General features: G+C 60.8%; 18 protein-coding genes. 5 read left to right on the forward strand and 13 right to left on the reverse strand.

Going from position 1 to position 18,107, the window contains the following annotated elements:
• Positions 1–16 precede the first annotated feature (16 nt).
• The 6 genes from ACF6ZU_RS04510 to ACF6ZU_RS04535 all read right to left on the reverse strand — a co-directional run bounded on the left by ACF6ZU_RS04510 (position 17) and on the right by ACF6ZU_RS04535 (position 5,612).
• Positions 17–1,456 (reverse strand): PLP-dependent aminotransferase family protein, encoded by a 1,440-nt coding sequence (locus ACF6ZU_RS04510; RefSeq protein ID WP_392890707.1) that lies wholly within the window; start codon positions 1,454–1,456, stop codon positions 17–19.
• 282 nt (positions 1,457–1,738) lie between these two features.
• A complete protein-coding gene (locus ACF6ZU_RS04515) occupies positions 1,739–2,551 on the reverse strand; it encodes an OmpA family protein (RefSeq protein ID WP_392890708.1) in 813 nt (270 codons plus the stop codon).
• On the reverse strand, positions 2,548–2,904 hold the full coding sequence (locus tag ACF6ZU_RS04520) for a DUF4398 domain-containing protein (RefSeq protein ID WP_392890709.1): 357 nt from the start codon (positions 2,902–2,904) through the stop codon (positions 2,548–2,550). Before ACF6ZU_RS04520 ends, ACF6ZU_RS04515 begins: the two co-directional genes overlap by 4 nt.
• Positions 2,905–2,913: 9 nt before the next feature.
• On the reverse strand, positions 2,914–3,741 hold the full coding sequence (locus ACF6ZU_RS04525; RefSeq protein ID WP_392890710.1) for a substrate-binding periplasmic protein: 828 nt from the start codon (positions 3,739–3,741) through the stop codon (positions 2,914–2,916).
• Positions 3,742–3,930: 189 nt separating this feature from the next.
• Positions 3,931–4,860, reverse strand: a complete 930-nt coding sequence (locus tag ACF6ZU_RS04530; RefSeq protein ID WP_392890711.1) for an electron transfer flavoprotein subunit alpha/FixB family protein — start codon at positions 4,858–4,860, stop codon at positions 3,931–3,933.
• A gap of 2 nt (positions 4,861–4,862) precedes the next feature.
• Positions 4,863–5,612 (reverse strand): electron transfer flavoprotein subunit beta/FixA family protein, encoded by a 750-nt coding sequence (locus tag ACF6ZU_RS04535; RefSeq protein ID WP_028620627.1) that lies wholly within the window; start codon positions 5,610–5,612, stop codon positions 4,863–4,865.
• Between the two features lie 546 nt (positions 5,613–6,158).
• Between ACF6ZU_RS04535 and ACF6ZU_RS04540 the strand changes: the two genes are divergently transcribed.
• Entirely contained in the window at positions 6,159–7,823 is a 1,665-nt protein-coding gene (locus tag ACF6ZU_RS04540; protein WP_392890712.1) for an electron transfer flavoprotein-ubiquinone oxidoreductase, read from the forward strand.
• A 183-nt stretch (positions 7,824–8,006) separates the two neighbouring features.
• Here ACF6ZU_RS04540 and ACF6ZU_RS04545 read toward each other — a convergent pair whose 3' ends face one another.
• Positions 8,007–8,897, reverse strand: coding sequence for an AraC family transcriptional regulator N-terminal domain-containing protein (locus tag ACF6ZU_RS04545; RefSeq protein WP_392890713.1), 891 nt, complete (start codon positions 8,895–8,897; stop codon positions 8,007–8,009).
• A gap of 191 nt (positions 8,898–9,088) precedes the next feature.
• On the opposite strand from ACF6ZU_RS04545, the gene ACF6ZU_RS04550 reads away from it, so the two are divergent.
• Positions 9,089–10,141 carry an NAD(P)-dependent alcohol dehydrogenase gene (locus ACF6ZU_RS04550; RefSeq protein ID WP_392890714.1) on the forward strand — a complete coding sequence of 351 codons (1,053 nt, stop codon included), beginning with the start codon at positions 9,089–9,091 and terminating at the stop codon, positions 10,139–10,141.
• Here the strand turns inward: ACF6ZU_RS04550 and ACF6ZU_RS04555 are convergent.
• The 6 genes from ACF6ZU_RS04555 to ACF6ZU_RS04580 all read right to left on the reverse strand — a co-directional run bounded on the left by ACF6ZU_RS04555 (position 10,138) and on the right by ACF6ZU_RS04580 (position 16,001).
• A complete protein-coding gene (locus ACF6ZU_RS04555; RefSeq protein WP_392890715.1) occupies positions 10,138–10,941 on the reverse strand; it encodes an IclR family transcriptional regulator in 804 nt (267 codons plus the stop codon). The genes ACF6ZU_RS04550 and ACF6ZU_RS04555 overlap by 4 nt on opposite strands.
• Positions 10,942–11,001: 60 nt before the next feature.
• Positions 11,002–12,312: an MFS transporter gene (locus tag ACF6ZU_RS04560; protein WP_392890716.1), complete on the reverse strand. Its 1,311-nt coding sequence runs from the start codon at positions 12,310–12,312 to the stop codon at positions 11,002–11,004.
• Positions 12,313–12,483: 171 nt separating this feature from the next.
• The gene (dgoD, locus tag ACF6ZU_RS04565) at positions 12,484–13,632 is read right to left on the reverse strand and encodes a galactonate dehydratase (protein ID WP_007903915.1); all 1,149 of its coding nucleotides are present in this window, start codon (positions 13,630–13,632) and stop codon (positions 12,484–12,486) included.
• Positions 13,633–13,693: 61 nt separating this feature from the next.
• Positions 13,694–14,314 (reverse strand): 2-dehydro-3-deoxy-6-phosphogalactonate aldolase, encoded by a 621-nt coding sequence (locus tag ACF6ZU_RS04570; RefSeq protein WP_392890717.1) that lies wholly within the window; start codon positions 14,312–14,314, stop codon positions 13,694–13,696.
• Between the two features lie 19 nt (positions 14,315–14,333).
• On the reverse strand, positions 14,334–15,326 hold the full coding sequence (locus ACF6ZU_RS04575) for a 2-dehydro-3-deoxygalactonokinase (protein WP_392890718.1): 993 nt from the start codon (positions 15,324–15,326) through the stop codon (positions 14,334–14,336).
• 192 nt (positions 15,327–15,518) lie between these two features.
• The gene (locus tag ACF6ZU_RS04580) at positions 15,519–16,001 is read right to left on the reverse strand and encodes a GNAT family N-acetyltransferase (protein ID WP_157711742.1); all 483 of its coding nucleotides are present in this window, start codon (positions 15,999–16,001) and stop codon (positions 15,519–15,521) included.
• Between the two features lie 171 nt (positions 16,002–16,172).
• On the opposite strand from ACF6ZU_RS04580, the gene ACF6ZU_RS04585 reads away from it, so the two are divergent.
• From ACF6ZU_RS04585 to ACF6ZU_RS04595, 3 genes are all read left to right on the forward strand, one after another.
• Positions 16,173–17,375, forward strand: a complete 1,203-nt coding sequence (locus tag ACF6ZU_RS04585) for an MFS transporter (RefSeq protein ID WP_392890719.1) — start codon at positions 16,173–16,175, stop codon at positions 17,373–17,375.
• 83 nt (positions 17,376–17,458) lie between these two features.
• Positions 17,459–17,797: a hypothetical protein gene (locus ACF6ZU_RS04590; protein ID WP_392890720.1), complete on the forward strand. Its 339-nt coding sequence runs from the start codon at positions 17,459–17,461 to the stop codon at positions 17,795–17,797.
• Positions 17,798–17,842: 45 nt separating this feature from the next.
• Positions 17,843–18,097 (forward strand): hypothetical protein, encoded by a 255-nt coding sequence (locus ACF6ZU_RS04595; RefSeq protein WP_392890721.1) that lies wholly within the window; start codon positions 17,843–17,845, stop codon positions 18,095–18,097.
• Positions 18,098–18,107 lie beyond the last annotated feature (10 nt).

Below are 18,107 nucleotides of genomic sequence, written 5' to 3' on the forward strand. Positions count from 1 at the left end.
ATTACCCGCCCGACAGTCAGATGCTGCCCGCCATCTCCTGGCAGAGTTGCGTGGCGAGCATGCCCAGGGTCATCAAGGCCCGCTCGGCTTCACGGTTCCACGGCGTTCCGCAATTGAGCCGGATGCAGTGATTGAACTGCTCGGTGTTACTGAAAATCAGCCCCGGCGCAATGCTGATGCCTTGTTGCAGTGCACGCACGTGCAGTTCCTGAGTGTTGACCCGACCTGGCAGGCTCACCCACAGGATGAATCCGCCGGTCGGCCGGGTCATCTGCGTGCCTTCCGGGAAGTACTGCTGCACCGCGAGCTGGAAGGCGCTTAGGTTCTTGCGGTATTCCTGACGGATGTAGCGCAGATGCCGGTCGTAACCGCCGTTTTCCAGGTACGCCGCGATGCCCATCTGCGTGACGCTGCAGGCGGAATGCGTGCTGAACGTCTGCAAACGCTGGATTTCCTGCTGGTATTTGCCGGCGATCATCCAGCCGATCCTCACGCCCGGCGACAGGGTTTTGGAGAAGCTCGAGCAATAGATCACCCGATCCAGACGGTCATAGGCCTTGAGTGACTTGGTGCGACCCTGCTCGAACATCAGTTCGCCATAGATATCGTCTTCGACCACCTGGATATCGAAATCCGAAGCCAGACGCAGCAGTTGTTTCTGCCGCTCTTCGGGCATGGTGCCGCCGAGCGGGTTGCTCAGGCGTGTGGTCAGCACCAGTGCCTTGATCGACCACTGGTTCGCCGCCAGTTGCAGCGCTTCCAGGCTCATGCCGGTGGCCGGATCGCTCGGAATCTCGATGACTTTCAGGCCCAACAGGTCAGCCAGCTGCAGCAAGCCGTAATAGGTCGGCGACTCGGCGGCGATCAGATCGCCCGGGCGGGTCAGCACACGCAGGGACATCTGCAGGGCATCGACACACCCGTGGGTGATCACCACTTCCGACGGATCGACCACCACGCCGGCGTCGCGCATGCGAATCGCCACTTGTCGCCGCAACGGCTCGAAACCGGGGCTGAACATGTAGCTGAAGGCACGCGGACTGTGGAAGCGGGTGACTTTGGCCAATTGCTGATGCAGTGCGCGCACTGGCAGGTAATCGACGCTCGGCACCGCCGCGCCCAAGGGAAACACGCCCTCGCGACGGGACTCAACCAGGACTTGTTGAATGATGCTGCTGCGGGTAACCAGCCCCGGACGTTCGACCCGGGCGATGTCCGGCGTTGGCGCGGTCAGGGCCGGCGTCTGGTGCACGTAGTAACCGGACTGCGGACGGGCGCGGATCAGCCCCTGATCTTCGAGGTTGGCGTACGCCTGCAACACCGTCGCATGGCTGACGTTGAGCTGCGAACTCATCTTGCGCACCGAAGGCACGCGCTCCCCCGGTTGATAGACACCCCGGCGGATGTCCTCAGCCAGTTGCTGAGCAATACGTTGGTAGAGCAAGAGATTGGTCATGACGCAGCACTCGATTTCACGGGCATTTTATTCTTGTGTGAAACAATACCGGAACAGTTTAGAAGTGTACGGGGACAGTTGCCACAATAGTCGACGGTACAGTGCAGTGTCAGCAAAATCTGTACTGGTTTGCGAGGCAATTCGCAGACACAAAAAAACCCGGCGCTGTCAGACAGCCCGGGTCTGTAGGAGCCAGCTTGCTGGCGATAGGATCAATGCGGTGTTTCAAGTAAACCGCAGTGATGCTATCGCCAGCAAGCCGGCTCCTACGAAGTACGTGGGTTAGCGGGCAGCGCCGAGCTGGCCTTTTTCGTCAGAGAACACAATTTCCACCCGACGGTTCTGCGCCCGGCCCCGTTCGGAGGCGTTCGCGTCCACCGGGTATTCGTCGCCGTAACCCTCGACCTGGATACGTTTGTCGTCGATGCCCAGGTCCATCAGCACGTTCGCCACCGATTGCGCGCGATCACGAGACAGCTTGAGGTTCTCCTGCTTGCCGCCGGTACTGTCGGCATAACCTTCGATGCGTACGACACGCTTGGGGTTGAGTTGCAGGAACTGCACGATCTTCAACACCACGCGGTTCGCCGAGTTTTTCAACTCCGCTTCGCCGGTGTCGAACAGCACATCGCCCAGGGTCATCACCAGACCACGGTCGGTCTGGGTGGTGGCCAGCGCGACAATCTGCTCTTCAAGCCACTTGCCCTGCTGTTGCACGCTGAGCAATTTGGATTCGCGCAGGGCCAGCTGCAGGCGCTGACGCTCCAGCTCGAGCTTCGCCGCGCGCTCTTCGTTAAGCACCAGCGTGGTGTGTTCCCGGGCGATTTCACTGTAGCGCTGGCTCAAGTAGGCGTAATGCACCACATCCGAACCGCTGCCCCAGTAACTGGACAGGCGATCGGCCCGGGCCAGGGACTCACCGGCGCGGATCACGTCTTTCGGCGCGATACGCAGCACATTGGAGTCTTCCTTGACCTTCTGGAAGTCGGCACTCGCGTCTTGCAACGCGGCTTCGCTGTGCTGGCCGGCGCAGCCATACAGGCTGGCGCACGCGGCGAGGATCAATCCGCCGATAGCATTGGACTTGAGGCTCATTGGGCATCTCCCACTTGCTTGCGCAGACGGGTGATGCGGGTATTGAGCACGTTCAACTGCTCCTCGCTTTTAAGGGTCAGCACTTTGGCTTCGGCAAGACGCGCATCCAGTTCGGCCTGTTCTGCACGCATCCGCGCGTGCTTGTAGGACTGATCGGTCATGTCGCCCTGGGCACGGCTGAACTTGTCTTCCGCCAGCTTCATTTCCGGCACATCGTCGGCGGTGGCGCCCACGGCCTTGGCTTGTATCAGGGCCTGTTCAGTCAGGCGTATCTGTTCATTCGGCGCCGGATCGGCTGCACAACCCGCCAGAGCCAGAACGGCCAGGGCAGCGAAAAGAGGTCGAATACTCACTAAAAATCCCTACTGTTTTGGGGTACTGACGGGTGGCTTCTGTAGCTGTTGCTGCGCTTTCCAACGCTCGATATTGCGTTGCAGTACAGCTTCCGTCAGTCCGGACGCGGGCAATTCTGTCATCTTTTTGGCCAGCTGTCCGCGCAACCACGGATCGTTGCAAGCGGAGTTATGGGAAACCGCGAGGAACAGGCCGGGTTTGTCCACCGGTTGCGGACGGGCCACCAGATCATTGGCCATACTCAATGCCTGCGCGGCCGCCATGCCTGAATAACGTCCAGCGAGGACAAATTCCACCTCACCCAGGAGCAATTTCTGAAAGGCTTGGGTCAGGTTGGGTGTACGCACGAGGGACAATTGCTGCTCGGCGAACGTACCAAATGCCTGGGTCATTCGAGACTTTTCCGACAACGCGCCGGGATGACCATGAAGGTCCTGCGCTTCGTTGTAGAGCAGTGGCGAATCTTTCCGGGTCCAGACCAGGTAATCGTTTTCCAGCAACGGCGGATGGATGTAATCCAGGGTGTCCAGTTCGCTGACCGTCAACGGCGCATCGGCCAGCATGTCCATGCGACCGCTGCGCACTTCATCCAGGGCCTGGGAGCGTTTGCCGGCGTACAGCAATTCGACCTTGATCCCCAACTCCCCCGCCACTTGCTGCAACAGCTCGGCACTGGCGCCGATCAGGTGCTTGGGGTTTTGCGGGTCTTGCCACAGGTACGGTGGCGCGTCCGGGCTGCCGGTGACCACCAGGCGTTCGCACTTGCCTGCGGCAATCGATAGCGCAGGCAATATCGTCAGACCCAGCAGCAATGACCAACCGAACACTCGTCGCACGACACTCTCCCACTTGAACTTATACACCCTGTAGGAGCGAGCCTGCTCGCGATGGACTCGAATGCGCCGTGCTCAACCTGAATACACGCGTCATCGTTGACGACCATCGCGAGCAAGCTCGCTCCTACAGGATGGGCAAAAAAAAAGCCCGACCAAAAGGTCGGGCTCTTTATAGGTCAAGCAGCAGGATTAGACCAGCTTCTCGAGCTCAGGGATGGCTTCGAACAGGTCCGCCACCAGGCCGTAATCGGCCACCTGGAAGATCGGCGCTTCTTCGTCCTTGTTGATCGCAACGATCACTTTGGAGTCTTTCATGCCGGCCAGGTGCTGGATCGCGCCGGAGATACCGACCGCGATGTACAGCTGTGGAGCAACGATCTTGCCGGTCTGACCGACCTGCATGTCGTTGGGTACGAAACCTGCGTCGACCGCGGCGCGGGAAGCACCGACGGCAGCGCCCAGCTTGTCGGCCAGGGCGTACAGGTGTTTGAAGTTGTCGCCGTTCTGCATGCCGCGGCCGCCGGAAACGACGATCTTGGCAGCGGTCAGTTCAGGACGATCGGACTTGGCCAGCTCTTCACCGACGAAGCTCGAGGTGCCGGCGTTGTGCGCAGCAGCAACGGCTTCAACGGCAGCCGAACCACCTTCAGCGGCAACCGGGTCGAAACCGGTGGCACGCACGGTGATCACTTTGACCGCAGCGTTCGACTGAACGGTAGCGATGGCGTTACCGGCGTAGATCGGGCGCTTGAAAGTATCGGCGCTTTCAACCGAGATGATCTCGGAGATCTGGTCAACGTCCAGCTGAGCGGCAACGCGCGGCAGGATGTTTTTGCCGTTGGAGGTCGCGGCAGCCAGGATGTGGCTGTAGCCAGCGCCCAGCTCGGCAACCAGCGGTGCAACGTTTTCCGGCAACTGGTGAGCGTAGGCGGCGTTGTCGGCCACCAGCACTTTAGCCACGCCAGCGATTTTCGCAGCGGCTTCAGCCACAGCGCCGACGCCCTGGCCAGCGACCAGAACGTGGATGTCGCCGCCGATTTTGGCAGCGGCAGCCACGGTGTTCAGGGTGGCCGGAGCCACTACCTTGTTGTCGTGTTCAGCGATTACCAAGATAGTCATGATCAGATTACCTTCGCTTCGTTTTTCAGTTTCTCGACCAGTTCAGCCACCGACTTGACCTTGATACCCGCGCTGCGTGCCGCAGGCGCTTCGACTTTCACGGTCTTGTTGGTGGAGGCGGTGGAAACGCCCAAAGCGTCCGGAGTCAGCACTTCGAGAGGCTTCTTCTTGGCTTTCATGATGTTTGGCAGGGACGCATAACGCGGCTCGTTCAAACGCAGGTCGGTGGTGACGATGGCCGGCAGTTTCAGGGAAACCGTCTGCGCGCCGCCGTCGATTTCGCGGGTCACGGCAACGCTGTCGCCGGACACTTCGACTTTCGAAGCGAAAGTGCCCTGACCGTAGCCGCTCAATGCAGCGAGCATCTGGCCAGTCTGGTTGTTGTCGCTGTCGATGGCTTGTTTGCCAAGGATCACCAGCTGAGGCTGTTCCTTGTCGACAACAGCCTTAAGCAGCTTGGCAACGGCCAGGGAAGTCAGATCTTCAGCGGATTCGACGAGGATGGCGCGGTCGGCACCCAGAGCCAGCGCGGTGCGCAGTTGCTCTTGAGCGGTGGTCGGGCCGATGGAGACGACGACGATTTCAGTCGCAACACCTTTCTCTTTCAGGCGTACGGCTTCTTCCACTGCGATTTCGCAGAACGGGTTCATCGACATCTTGACGTTGGCGAGGTCTACGCCGGAATTGTCCGCCTTGACGCGAACCTTGACGTTGTAATCCACAACGCGTTTGACAGCTACAAGAACCTTCATGGATTCCTCGTTACTCTCCGGTGAAAAGAAAGTCGCCTAGGCGAACCTGGCGGTTGATGCTCATCGGGCGCAAGGGCACCTCTAAAAACGCCGGCATACGTGTCAAGTGAGCGTCGCTCGTGATGTGGATGACCGTTCGTCAGTGGTGACCAACAAGTCATTCAATCTCACGGCGTGTAAACTGCGCGCAAACCTGCGCAACACATCACCTGCTACTGCCATCGCCCTGTCTTTAGAGGTGCTCTTGAAACCATCATTCAGCCTACGGCGAACGCAAAACCGCCCGTATCTTGACCGGAACACCTATTCCGGTCAATACGGCAAAATAGCCGTTCATAAGCCGCGTGACTTTGATTTCTCTGGCTTTGAGCCAATTCAAACAAACGTTTGTATTGGACGCTGAGAGTGGTGTAGATATAATGCGCCACCCAGAGAGAAAGGTGGCTCATCGATTGTCCACTTCCTGCATCTCGCAGGATTTCATGGATGCGACACCAAACCTCCAATTAGAAAAAAAACTGTTGAGCCTTGAGTAGGAGATAACCTGTGGAACGCGAATACATGGAATTCGACGTGGTCATCGTCGGTGCCGGCCCCGCTGGTCTTTCCGCCGCCTGCCGCTTGAAGCAGAAGGCTGCTGAAGCCGGTAAGGAAATCAGCGTCTGCGTGGTCGAAAAAGGCTCCGAAGTGGGTGCTCACATCCTGTCTGGTGCCGTGTTCGAACCACGCGCCCTGAACGAATTGTTCCCGGACTGGAAAGAACTCGGCGCGCCGCTGAACACGCCGGTCACCCGCGACGACATCTTCGTGCTGAAAAACGCCGAGAGCGCGCAAAAGATTCCAGACTTCTTTGTGCCCAAGACCATGCACAACGAAGGCAACTACATCATCTCCCTGGGCAACCTGTGCCGCTGGCTGGCCCAGCAAGCCGAGAACCTGGGCGTGGAAATCTACCCAGGCTTCGCCGCTCAGGAAGCGCTGATCGACGAGAACGGCGTGGTTCGCGGGATCATCACCGGCGATCTCGGCGTTGACCGCGAAGGTCATCCGAAAGAAGGCCTGTACACCCCGGGCATGGAACTGCGCGGCAAGTACACGCTGTTCGCCGAAGGTTGCCGCGGCCACATCGGCAAGCAGCTGATCAAGCGCTTCAACCTGGATAATGATTCCGACGTCCAGCACTACGGAATCGGCCTGAAAGAAATCTGGGAAGTCGACCCGGCCAAGCATCAGCCAGGCCTGGTGGTTCACACCGCCGGTTGGCCTATGGACATCATGGGCACCGAGAACACCGGTGGGTCCTTCCTTTATCACCTGGAAAACAACCAGGTGGTCGTCGGCCTGATCGTCGATCTTTCCTACAGCAACACCTACCTGTCGCCGTTCGACGAGTTCCAGCGCCTCAAGCATCACCCGGTGCTCAAGCAGTACCTGGAAGGCGGCAAGCGCATCAGCTACGGCGCTCGCGCGATCTGCAAGGGCGGCCTGAACTCGCTGCCGAAGATGGTATTCAAGGGCGGCGCGCTGATCGGTTGCGACCTCGGCACCCTGAACTTCGCCAAGATCAAAGGCAGCCACACCGCGATGAAGTCGGGCATGCTCGCCGCCGAATCCGTGGCCGAGGCACTGTTCGCCGAGAAGGACGGCACTGAAGAGCTGACCACTTACGTCGACGCGTTCAAGAACAGCTGGCTCTACGAAGAGCTGTTCGCCAGCCGCAACTTCGGCCCGGCGATCCACAAGTTCGGCGCGATCGTCGGCGGTGGTTTCAACTGGCTGGACCAGAACATCTTCGGCGGCAAACTGCCGTTTACCTTGCACGACACCAAGCCGGATTACGCTTGCCTGAAGCTCGCGGCCGACTGCAAGAAGATCGACTACCCGAAACCGGACGGCAAGATCAGCTTCGACAAACTCAGCTCGGTGTTCATCTCGGGGACCAACCACGAAGAAGAGCAGCCGTGCCACCTGAAGCTGACCGACCCGAGCATCCCGATCGCCAAGAACCTGCCGATGTACGATGAACCTGCCCAGCGCTACTGCCCGGCCGGCGTGTACGAAGTGGTCACCAAGGAAGACGGCGAGAAGCGCTTCCAGATCAACGCCCAGAACTGCGTTCACTGCAAGACCTGTGACATCAAGGACCCTGCACAGAACATCACCTGGGTGACACCGGAAGGTGCTGGCGGCCCGACTTACCCGAACATGTAAGTCGCACGCCTGAACAACGAGGCTCCCGAATGGGGGCCTTTTTGTTGCCCGCAATTCATAACCCGACACAGATCCAATGTGGGAGCGAGCCTGCTCGCGATGGCAATTTATCATTCAACATTGATGCAAGCAGACCCACCGCTATCGCGAGCAGGCTCGCTCCCACAGAGGATGTGTGGTGTGTCAGGCAGCGCGCTCTTCTCCGGGACTGCGCTCGAAGTAGCGCTTGTACTCGCGGCTGAACTGCGACGTGCTTTGATACCCGACCCGATGCGCGACCTGCGCCACGCCCAACCCCTCCGCCACCAACAGCGTCTGCGCCTTGAGCAGCCGCAAACGCTTCAGGTACTGCACCGGCGATAACAGCGTGCTGCGCTTGAAATGCTCATGAAAAGTCGACGTGCTCATGTTCGCGCAGCTGGCGAGGGTCTCGACGTTCAAGGGTTCGGTGTAGTGCGCATGCAAATGACTGATCGACGCCGCCACCCGTGCAAACTGCCCCTGCTGTTCCACCAGCGCCCGCAACACATCGGCTTGCGGCCCACGCAAGGCGACGAACAACAACTCGCGCACCCGTGACGGCCCCATGATCCGAGCTTCCAGCGGATCGTGCAGACAGCGCAACAACCGCTCCACGCAGCCGCGCATTCCATCGTCGAGCACCACGGAGGTCATCGACTCCGGCGTCTGCGCCGCCACCTGTCGCCCCGGCGCCAACCCCATGGCCAGCACCAGTTCCCCCAGCAACACGCGGTCGATGGCCACGGAAACACCGAGCAGCGGCGCATTCGGCGCGGCAAAGGTTTCGCACTCGAACGGCACCGGCAGCGCCTGGATCAGGTAATGCCCGGCGCCGTACTCAAGGGTTCGCGGCCCCAGATACGCTAGTTTGCTGCCCTGGGCGATGATCATCAGGCTTGGCTCATAAATGTGCGGACCACGGGCAACATCGCAACTTGCCCGCAGGACTTGCACGCCGGACAACTCGGTCTGGCTGAAACCATCGCGGGTCGCCAGTGGCTCAATCAGTGAAACCAGGGTGGCATTGGCATCGAGATGACGAGTCAACAACATAAGAATTCTTCACAAAGAAAGTCGCGGAATAAGGGACGAAAACATCATCGCAGGTCTGATCGTACGTTTGATCAGGTATACGCCGATGCCGGAGGAATAGGCATGACACCCGGAGGAATCGCCATGGCCGGTGACCGATGCGGCGCCCAGAATGCGCCGCCTCACCTGTCACTGCTTATGCGAGGTTCACCATGTACACCGCCATCGGATACGCCGCCCAGTCGGCCACCACTCCCCTCGCCCCCGTGAAATTCGAACGTCGCAGCCCGCGTGCCGACGACGTCGCGATCGACATTCTCTACTGCGGCGTCTGCCATTCCGACATCCATCAGGCCCGCAACGAGTGGGGTATCGCCGTTTACCCGCTGATGCCCGGCCACGAGATCGTCGGAAAAGTTACCGCCGTCGGTGCGAACGTTACCCGGCACAAGGTCGGCGATCTGGTCGGCGTCGGCTGCATGGTCGATTCCTGCCGCAGCTGCGAAGCCTGCCAGGCCAACCTCGAGCAGTATTGCCTCGAAGGTCCGACCATGACTTATGCCACACCGGATCGGGTGGATGGCAGCAACACCATGGGCGGTTACTCCGACAGCATCGTGGTCAGCGAGCACTTCGTGGTGCGCATCCCGGAAAAACTCGACCTGGCCAGCGCCGCGCCGATCCTCTGCGCCGGCATCACCACCTACTCGCCGCTCAAGCACTACGGCGTGAAAGCGGGCGACAAAGTCGGGATTCTCGGCATGGGCGGCCTTGGACACATGGGTATCAAGTTCGCCAAGGCAATGGGCGCGGAAGTCACGCTGTTCACCCGCTCGGCAAGCAAGGCCGAAGAAGGTCGCCGCCAGGGTGCGGACCATGTGATCGTGTCCACCGATGCCGAGCAGATGAAGGCGGCCGCAGGCCATTTCGACTTCCTGCTGGACACCATTCCGGTGCAGCACGACCTCAATCCCTACCTCGACACCCTGCGTTTCGACGGCGTGCACATTCTGGTGGGGTTGATTGAACCGATTGATCCACCGGTCCACGCGGCCAAGCTGGTGCTGGGCCGCCGTGTACTCGCCGGGTCGCTGATCGGCGGCATCGCCGAAACCCAGGAAGTGCTGGATTTCTGCGCCGAGCACAACATCACCTGCGACATCGAAATGCTCGACATCCGCCAGATCAACGAGGCTTACGCGCGCATGATCGCTGGTGACGTGAAATACCGCTTCGTCATCGACATGGCAACGCTGAAGGTCTAGACCTTCAAGCCGAGTTCCGCCGAAAGCCGGGCCGTGACCCCTTTGATCAGGGGAATCAGCTCGGCCATTTTTTCCAGCGGCATGTACGGCACGGTGCTAGCGATGCTGATGCCGGCGACGATGCGCTTGCTGGCATCGCGGATCGGCGCGGCCACACAGCGGATCGACGGTTCGTTGTCTTCCAGGTCGAAGGCGTAACCGCCCGCTACATACTCAATCATGCGCTGCTGAAACTGCTCCCAGGATTGCTCCGGGTGCTGCGGCCAGAACTGATTTTTCCCACCCGCCGGCAGGCTGACTTCGTACAGACGCTGCCACTCTTCCCGGGTGTCATCGAGCATCAGCGCCTTGCCGATCCCGGTACGCGCCAACGGCATGCGATGGCCGACCCGCGAACGCATTTCCGGACCATTGCGCCCCGGATTCTTGTGCAGGTACAGCACCTCGTCACCCTCGCGAATTGCCAGGTGAATGGTGTCGCCGGTCAACGCCGACAACTCATCCAGATACGGACCGGCCAAGGTCACCAGCGGCAATTCCTCGCGCGCCTGGAAACCCAGTTCGATCAGCTTCGGCCCCAACAGATAACCGACTTGCGGCACCACACGCAGATAGCGCTCGTCCACCAGGCAACTGGCCAGACGATGGGTGGTGCTGCGCGTGGTGCCGATCAGCCGGGCAATTTCCTTGAGATCGCGGGCACCACTGGCCACGGCCTGAACCACACCCAGACCACGGAGCAATGTCTGGGTGCCGGTCGGCGCGGCGTCCTTGGCGATTTTTGGGGCGTCTTCCTGCATATCCAGCCTTTACCGTTGAGCGAGTGAACGGGCGGCATTATGGTCGCCCGACGCCTGCGACTACAACTTGATACGCTCGACCTTCCCGACCAGCAACACGTAGGAAAGCGCACCGATCAACGCCAGAACCGAGATATAGGTAATCGCCGGCGCAAAGGAATCACCGCTGGCGAGGAAACCTATGACGATAGGCGTCGTAATCGCCGACAGGTTGCCGATGAAATTGAACACCCCGCCCGTCAGCCCCAACAGGCGTGCCGGTGCCAGCGTTGAAACCAGCGACCAGGTGATCGACGCCAGTCCGTTGCCGAAAAACGCCAGCGCCAGGAAGGCAATCACCAGCGGCGTCGACTCGACGAAATTGGCGCCGATGATCGACGTGGAAATCAACAGGCCGCCAATGATCGGCAACTTGCGCGCGAAGCCCACGGTGTAGCCGCGACGGATCAGGAAGTCGGAGAAGAACCCGGAACAGAGCACGCCAACAAACGCCGCGAGAAACGGCAGCGACGCCAGCAGGCCGGACTTGATGAAGTCCATGCCGCGGTATTTCACCAGGTAGGTCGGGAACCACGTCAGGAAAAACCACAGCGTCGAGTTGAGGCAGAACTGGCCGAGGTAGATGCCCCAGAGTTTGCGTTTGGTCAGGACGATACCGAGATCGGTCCAGCTGAATTTGGCTTTGACCTTGGCCTGCTCGGCCTGGATGTCCACCAAACCGCCGCCCTCGCGGATCAGGTCGATTTCGCCCTGGTTGGCACCTTTGAAATCCCGCGGTTCGCGATACACCGCGTACCAGATCACCGCCCACAGAATGCCCACCGCACCGGTGCTGACGAACACCATGTGCCAGCCGAATTCATGCTGCAGCCAGGCCAGTACCGGCGTCAGGAACGCCAGGCCGACAAACTGGCCGGAGGTGTAGAAACCAATGGCCGTGGCCCGCTCGCGCTCGGGAAACCAGGTGGTGACCACGCGACTGTTGATCGGATAAGCCGGCGCTTCCAGCGCACCGACGGCCATGCGCAAGACGAACAACGCGATGAAGCTGGCCGCGAAACCGAGCATGACCGTGGCCACCGACCACAGCAGCAGTGCGACGCTGTAGAGAATCCGTGGAGGCACCCGGTCGACCAGCCAGCCGCCGGGGATCTGCATGGCGGCGTAGGTCCAGCCGAATGCGGAGAAGATCAGCCCGACGTGGATCGGGTCGATGCCCAGTTCGCTAGTCAGCGCCGGCGCGGCGATGGAGAGGTTGCTGCGGTCCAGATAGTTGATGACCACGGTGATGAACAGCAGCACCATGATGAAAAAACGCTTGCGGCTGGGCGCCACCAACGACGCCTGCCCGGTGAGGGTTTGCGGTTGCATGGGGAATGCCTCTTCTTATGTTTATTGAGGTCGGTATCGAGATTTGCACTACCCCTTGTGGGAGCGAGCCTGCTCGCGAAGACGGCGGCACATCCGGCATTGATGTGACTGACAGGACGCTATCGCGAGCAGGCTCGCTCCCACAGGGGTCAGGGTTGAGTCAGACAGAACTCACCACTCGGCAAAACTGCCATCGGCATGGCGCCAGATCGGGTTGCGCCAGCGGTGGCCGACCGCCGCGCGTTCGATCACGTACTCTTCGTTGATCTCGATGCCCAGACCCGGGCCGTTGGGGATTTTCACGAAGCCCTTGTCGTAATCGAACACCCGCGGATCCTTGACGTAATCCAGCAGGTCATTGCTCTCGTTGTAGTGAATGCCCAGGCTCTGTTCCTGGATGAACGCGTTGTAGCAGACCGCGTCCAGCTGCAAGCACGCCGCCAGGGCGATCGGGCCCAGCGGGCAATGCAGCGCCAGCGCCACGTCGTAGGCTTCGGCCATGTTGGCGATCTTGCGGGTTTCGGTAATGCCGCCGGCGTGGGAAGCGTCCGGCTGGATGATGTCGACGTAACCTTCGCTGAGCACACGCTTGAAATCCCAGCGCGAGAACAGGCGCTCGCCCAGGGCGATCGGCGTGCTGGTCAGCGGTGCCAGTTCCTTCAGCGCTTCGTAGTTTTCGCTGAGCACCGGTTCTTCGATGAACATCAGCTTGTACGGGTCGAGTTCCTTCATCAGCACCTTGGCCATGGGTTTGTGCACCCGGCCATGGAAGTCCACACCGATGCCGACATTCGGGCCGACCGCATCACGTACGGCGGCGACGTTGGCCAACGCGAGGTCGACTTTTTCGAAGGAATCGAGGAATTGCAGCTCTTCGGTACCGTTCATTTTCACCGCGGTGAAACCACGGCTGACCGCTTCCTTCGCCGCCCGCGCGGTGTCGGCCGGACGGTCGCCGCCGATCCACGAATACACCCGAATCTTGTCGCGCACCTGACCACCGAGCAAGTCGCTGACCGACACGCCCAGGGCCTTGCCCTTGATGTCCCACAACGCCTGGTCGATACCGGCCAGGGCACTCATGTGAATCGCGCCGCCACGGTAGAAGCCGCCGCGGTAGAGCACGGTCCAGATATCTTCGATGTTGCGTGGGTCTTTGCCGATCAGGTAGTCGGACAATTCTTCAACGGCGGCCGCCACAGTGTGGGCTCGGCCTTCGACCACGGGCTCGCCCCAACCGGTCACGCCCTCGTCGGTCTCGACCTTGAGGAAGCACCAGCGCGGCGGAACGATGAAGGTGGTCAGTTTGGTGATTTTCATCTGTGCTCTCTTTTTGTAGATGCAGCTCTTATAGATGTAGCGCGCTCGGCGCCAGAAAGTCTTAACGCAGAGCGTTCCATGCAGCGACATACGCCTTGGCGTTCACGGCCACGTCTTCTGCAGTCATGCCCGGTTTGAACAACCCGGAGCCGAGGCCGAAACCCTTGACGCCGGCGTCGATAAACACCTGCATGTTGTCCGGGGTGATCCCGCCGACCGGCGCCAGGATCGTCCCGGCGGGCAGCACCGCCAGCCAGGCTTTCACGACCGCCGGGCCCATTTGCTCGGCGGGGAACATCTTCAGCACATCCGCACCTTCGGCCAGTGCGGCGAAAGCCTCGGTCGGCGTCGCCACGCCCGGTGACAGGAACAGCCCCGCCGCTTTCGCCGCGCGCAGCACCTTGGGGTCGCTGTGGGGCATGACGATGACTTGCCCGCCCGCGGCTTTCACTTGCTCGACCTGCTCCGGTGTCAGCACCGTGCCCGCGCCGATCAGGCAATCGGCAGGCAACGTACTGCGCAGGATGCGGATACTTTCGTACGGCTCGGGGGAATTGAGCGGCACTTCGATGACGCGAAATCCGGCGGCGTACAGGACTTCGCCGATGGCAGCCGCTTCTTGCGGACGCAGGCCGCGCAGGATCGCGATCAGGCCGTTCTGCGCCAGGGCTTGCTTGAGCATGTCAGACCTCCAGTCAGGTTTAACGGGATGGATGTGGGGTGACGAGTCCGGCGGCGAGCGCCAGCTGCCACAACCCGCGTTCGGTGGCTTGTTCGGCCAACGTCACGCGAGCGAAACCGCAGGCGCTGAGCGCCCGGCTGTAGCGTGAACACAGTTGGGCATTACCGATGAGAATGACCGACGGCAGATGAACGCTGTAGCGCCGACGCCGCTGAACCGCAGCGAGCGCCGACAGCTCATGGCCGATCAGCAGGCCGGACAGATAGTCCGGTTGCGCGCTGGCGCTCAGTTCGCCGGTCAGCCCGAGGCTGCGAGCGCTGAACAGCGTCGACAACAGGCCGATCTCACCCTCCGTCGACAGCGCCACTTGCACGCCCCGGTCAAACGCGTCGCCATCAAACGGCGCACCACGCTGCTGGGTGCGCCCGAGAATGCTGTGTTCGCTGAGCACAGCGAAGACTTCGCCGGTCATGAAAGTATCGAAATGCACGATGCAGCCGTCGGCCACTTCCACCCATTTCGAATGGCTGCCCGGCAGGCCGATCAACAGATCGCTACCCGCCCCGTCCGGCAGGTTCTGCAGCACCCCGAGCACCTGGGTTTCTTCGCCGCGCATCACGTTCGGCAACTGCGAACGCTGAATCACGCCTGGCACGATGTGCACGTCGACGCCGCGAAGACTACGAATGGTTTGTAGGGAAGTTCCGAGATTGGCGACGTTCGCCGGCGTATCGCGGTAGGCCGCTTCGCGCCAGCCTTGAGCGCTGCCGACCATGCCGCAGGCAATCACCGGCAAACCGGGTTGCGCATCCAGCCAGTCACCGCAGGCTTCGTCGAAGGCCAGTTCAAAACCGTCGGAGCATTCCTGGCCGTTGATGATTCGCGGCGTCCGCGGCAGCTGCATGATCCCGGACGACAGCGAACGCTGCTCCAGCACCTGGCCACCCGCGGCGAGTTTGTAAGCACGTAATGAGGTTGTCCCCCAGTCGAGCGCGATCAATTGCGCCAGCATCGCTTCACCTGTTCTGTTTATTGGCAGTGAGTGAGCTGGACTATAAACCCGGACGCGGACAAATCTCAATATATAAATATCACTCCCATATATTGGGATGAATTCAAAAAAAGATCGCAGCCTTCGGCAGCTCCTACGGTGAGATGACGCACACCCTGTAGGCGCTGCCGAAAGCTGCGATCTTTTGAGCGATCAATTCCCCGCCGCAAAATCCCTCAACACCGCCCCATCCATCCGATACCGCACCCACTCTTCCTGCGGCTGTGCGCCAAGGGATTTGTAGAAGTCGATGGCCGGCTTGTTCCAGTCCAGTACGCTCCATTCGAATCGCCCGCAATCATTGGCGCAGGCGATTTTCGCCAGGTGCCGCAGCAAGGTTTTGCCGGCACCGCCGCCGCGTTGTTCCGGGGTGATGTAGAGGTCTTCGAGGTACAGGCAATTGCTGCCGAGCCAGGTGGAGTAGCTGAAGAAGAACACCGCGAAACCGATCGGCAAGCCGTCGCGCAGGCAGATCAGGCCGTGGGCGGTGGCGCCTTCGCTGAACAGGCTGCGTTCGATGTCGGCGACGCTGGCGATGACTTCGTGGCGGGCACGTTCGTAGTCGGCCAGTTCGGTGATGAACCCGAGGATTTGCGGGGCATCGCTGGGGGTCGCCGGGCGGATTTCGATCGTCATGGACGTGCCTTCGTCAAAAGTGGAAAACGCCATACTAAGTCGGCGCCGGACTTGTGGCGAGGGCATTACTCCGCCCGTCACTAACCCTGGAATCGAGAACCTCGGACCTAACATCGGCGCCTTGCGTGATAGATAGATGACACCACCGTTATCGGGTCAAGGAACCGCGTCATGTCTACCGCACCACCGCAAGTCTCCAGCAAGCTGTTCGGCCTGTTTTGCCTCGCCAGCTATTTGTTGTCGCTGTCCTATGGCTCGACGTTTTTGCTGTCGTTGCTGATCGGCTCCCGCGGCGGCAATGAACACGATGCCGGCAGCGTGATTTCGGCGGCGATGCTCAGCACGTTTGCGGCGGTGATTGTCTCCGGGCACTTGTCCGACCTGCTCGGCGCGGCGCGTTCGATTGCGTTGTTCGGCGTGCTGCTGGTGCTCGCCAGCCTGGGCTTTGCACTGACGCCGGGCTTCGGTCATTTGCTGTTGTTTTTCGGCTTGCTGCTGGGGCTCGGCTGGGGCGTTTTTTATACGCTGGGTCCGATCATCGTCGCGAGCCTGGTGACGCCTGCGCAACGGGCCAAATATTTCGCGCTGCTGTCGGGCAGCATGATGACCGGCATCGGCAGTGGCCCGTTGCTGGGCCGCGCAGCCAGTGCGTTGGGCTATCCGGTGACGGCGGCGTTTTACCTCGCAGCGCTGGCCAGCCTGATCGGCGTCCTGCTGTTCTGGCGACTGGACGCGCAACTGAAAAAAGCCCCCTCGCCCACCGCTGCGGTCGCCCGCATTTCCTGGCGCGCAACCCGACAGGTATTGTCGTCCCGTGCCGTATTTCCAATCGTGATGGTCGGCCTCGGCGGATGCGTCTTCGGTGGCCTGTCGAGTTTCCAGACCAGTTATGCGACGTCGCGCTCGCTGGATTATTCGTTGTTCTTTTTCGGCTTCATGGGCGCAGCGATCAGCAGCCGGATGCTGATCGCCGGCTTCGTGGTCAAGCGTGATCCGTTCCGCGCATCGTGCCTGCTGTCGGGGCTGATGATGGCCTCGATCCTGATGTTCGGCTTCGTCGTCGACAGCGGCTTCAGTTATGTACTGGCGGCGATGATGCTCGGGGTCGGCTACGGGCTGACGTATTCGGTGATCAACGGCCTGGCTGCCAATGAAGCGCCGCCGGGCACCACCGCGCAATCGCTGCTGCTGTTCAGCCTGTCGTACTTCATCGGTGTGTTCGGCTTCCCGTTGCTGGCCGGGAAGATCATCGTTGAACAGGGGATGACGACACTTTTGCTCACAGTTCTCGCCGTCGCGTTGCTGAACTGGCTGATCACCGTGGGCCGCTTGCTCTGGCGGCGCTACAGGGTCGAAACGTTACAACGGGCCTGAACCGTTCGTCGTTCATCAGGCACCATCCAAATCGAGGGCGGACCAACGTCAGGTAAGGACTCTAATTCAATGGAGACGACACCATGATCATGTCCCGACTGACCGCCCTCGCCCTCACTGCCCTGCTGTCCTCCACCACCTTCGCCGCCACCACCGCTTCCGGTACCGGCCCGACCGACCCGGTCGAAAAACCCAAATCCCCCGCGATCCAAAGCGCACCCGGCATCAACACCAATGGCACCGGCGTCGACAGCAGCCTGCCGCCGTCCACGGGCACCGACCCGCGGATCCAGGGCAACGACGCGGGCCGTCAAGGCGGCATGAACATGCCTGACAGCCAGACACCCGATAACGCCGGCCCCGGCATCGGCTCGAAAACCACCACCGGTGGCTCGGGTTCCGAAGGCGGCGCCAGCCAATGAATCGCCCACGCGAGTTGCACGATCCACATCCATGAAGAGGTAACCATGAACGTCGATAAAAACCTTGAGAAAGAAGTCCTGACCCGTTTGCTGCACGCCCACCCGAGCGGGCTGGGCAAAGAGGTCCTGGACAATTACCGGGGAGAGAAAGTCGTGGCCAGCACCCTCGCCACGCTGCAGGACCGCGGGCTGATCCAGCAGGGTCATGTGACGTGTAACGAGGCCGGTGAGCACTCGTTGAATTTGCCGATCAAGCTCAGCGCCGCTGGGGTTGAGGCGGCGCGCAAGCTGGACGTTTAAACCCGATGAA

The organism is Pseudomonas migulae (genome assembly GCF_043225285.1).
Taxonomy (GTDB): domain Bacteria; phylum Pseudomonadota; class Gammaproteobacteria; order Pseudomonadales; family Pseudomonadaceae; genus Aquipseudomonas; species Aquipseudomonas migulae_C.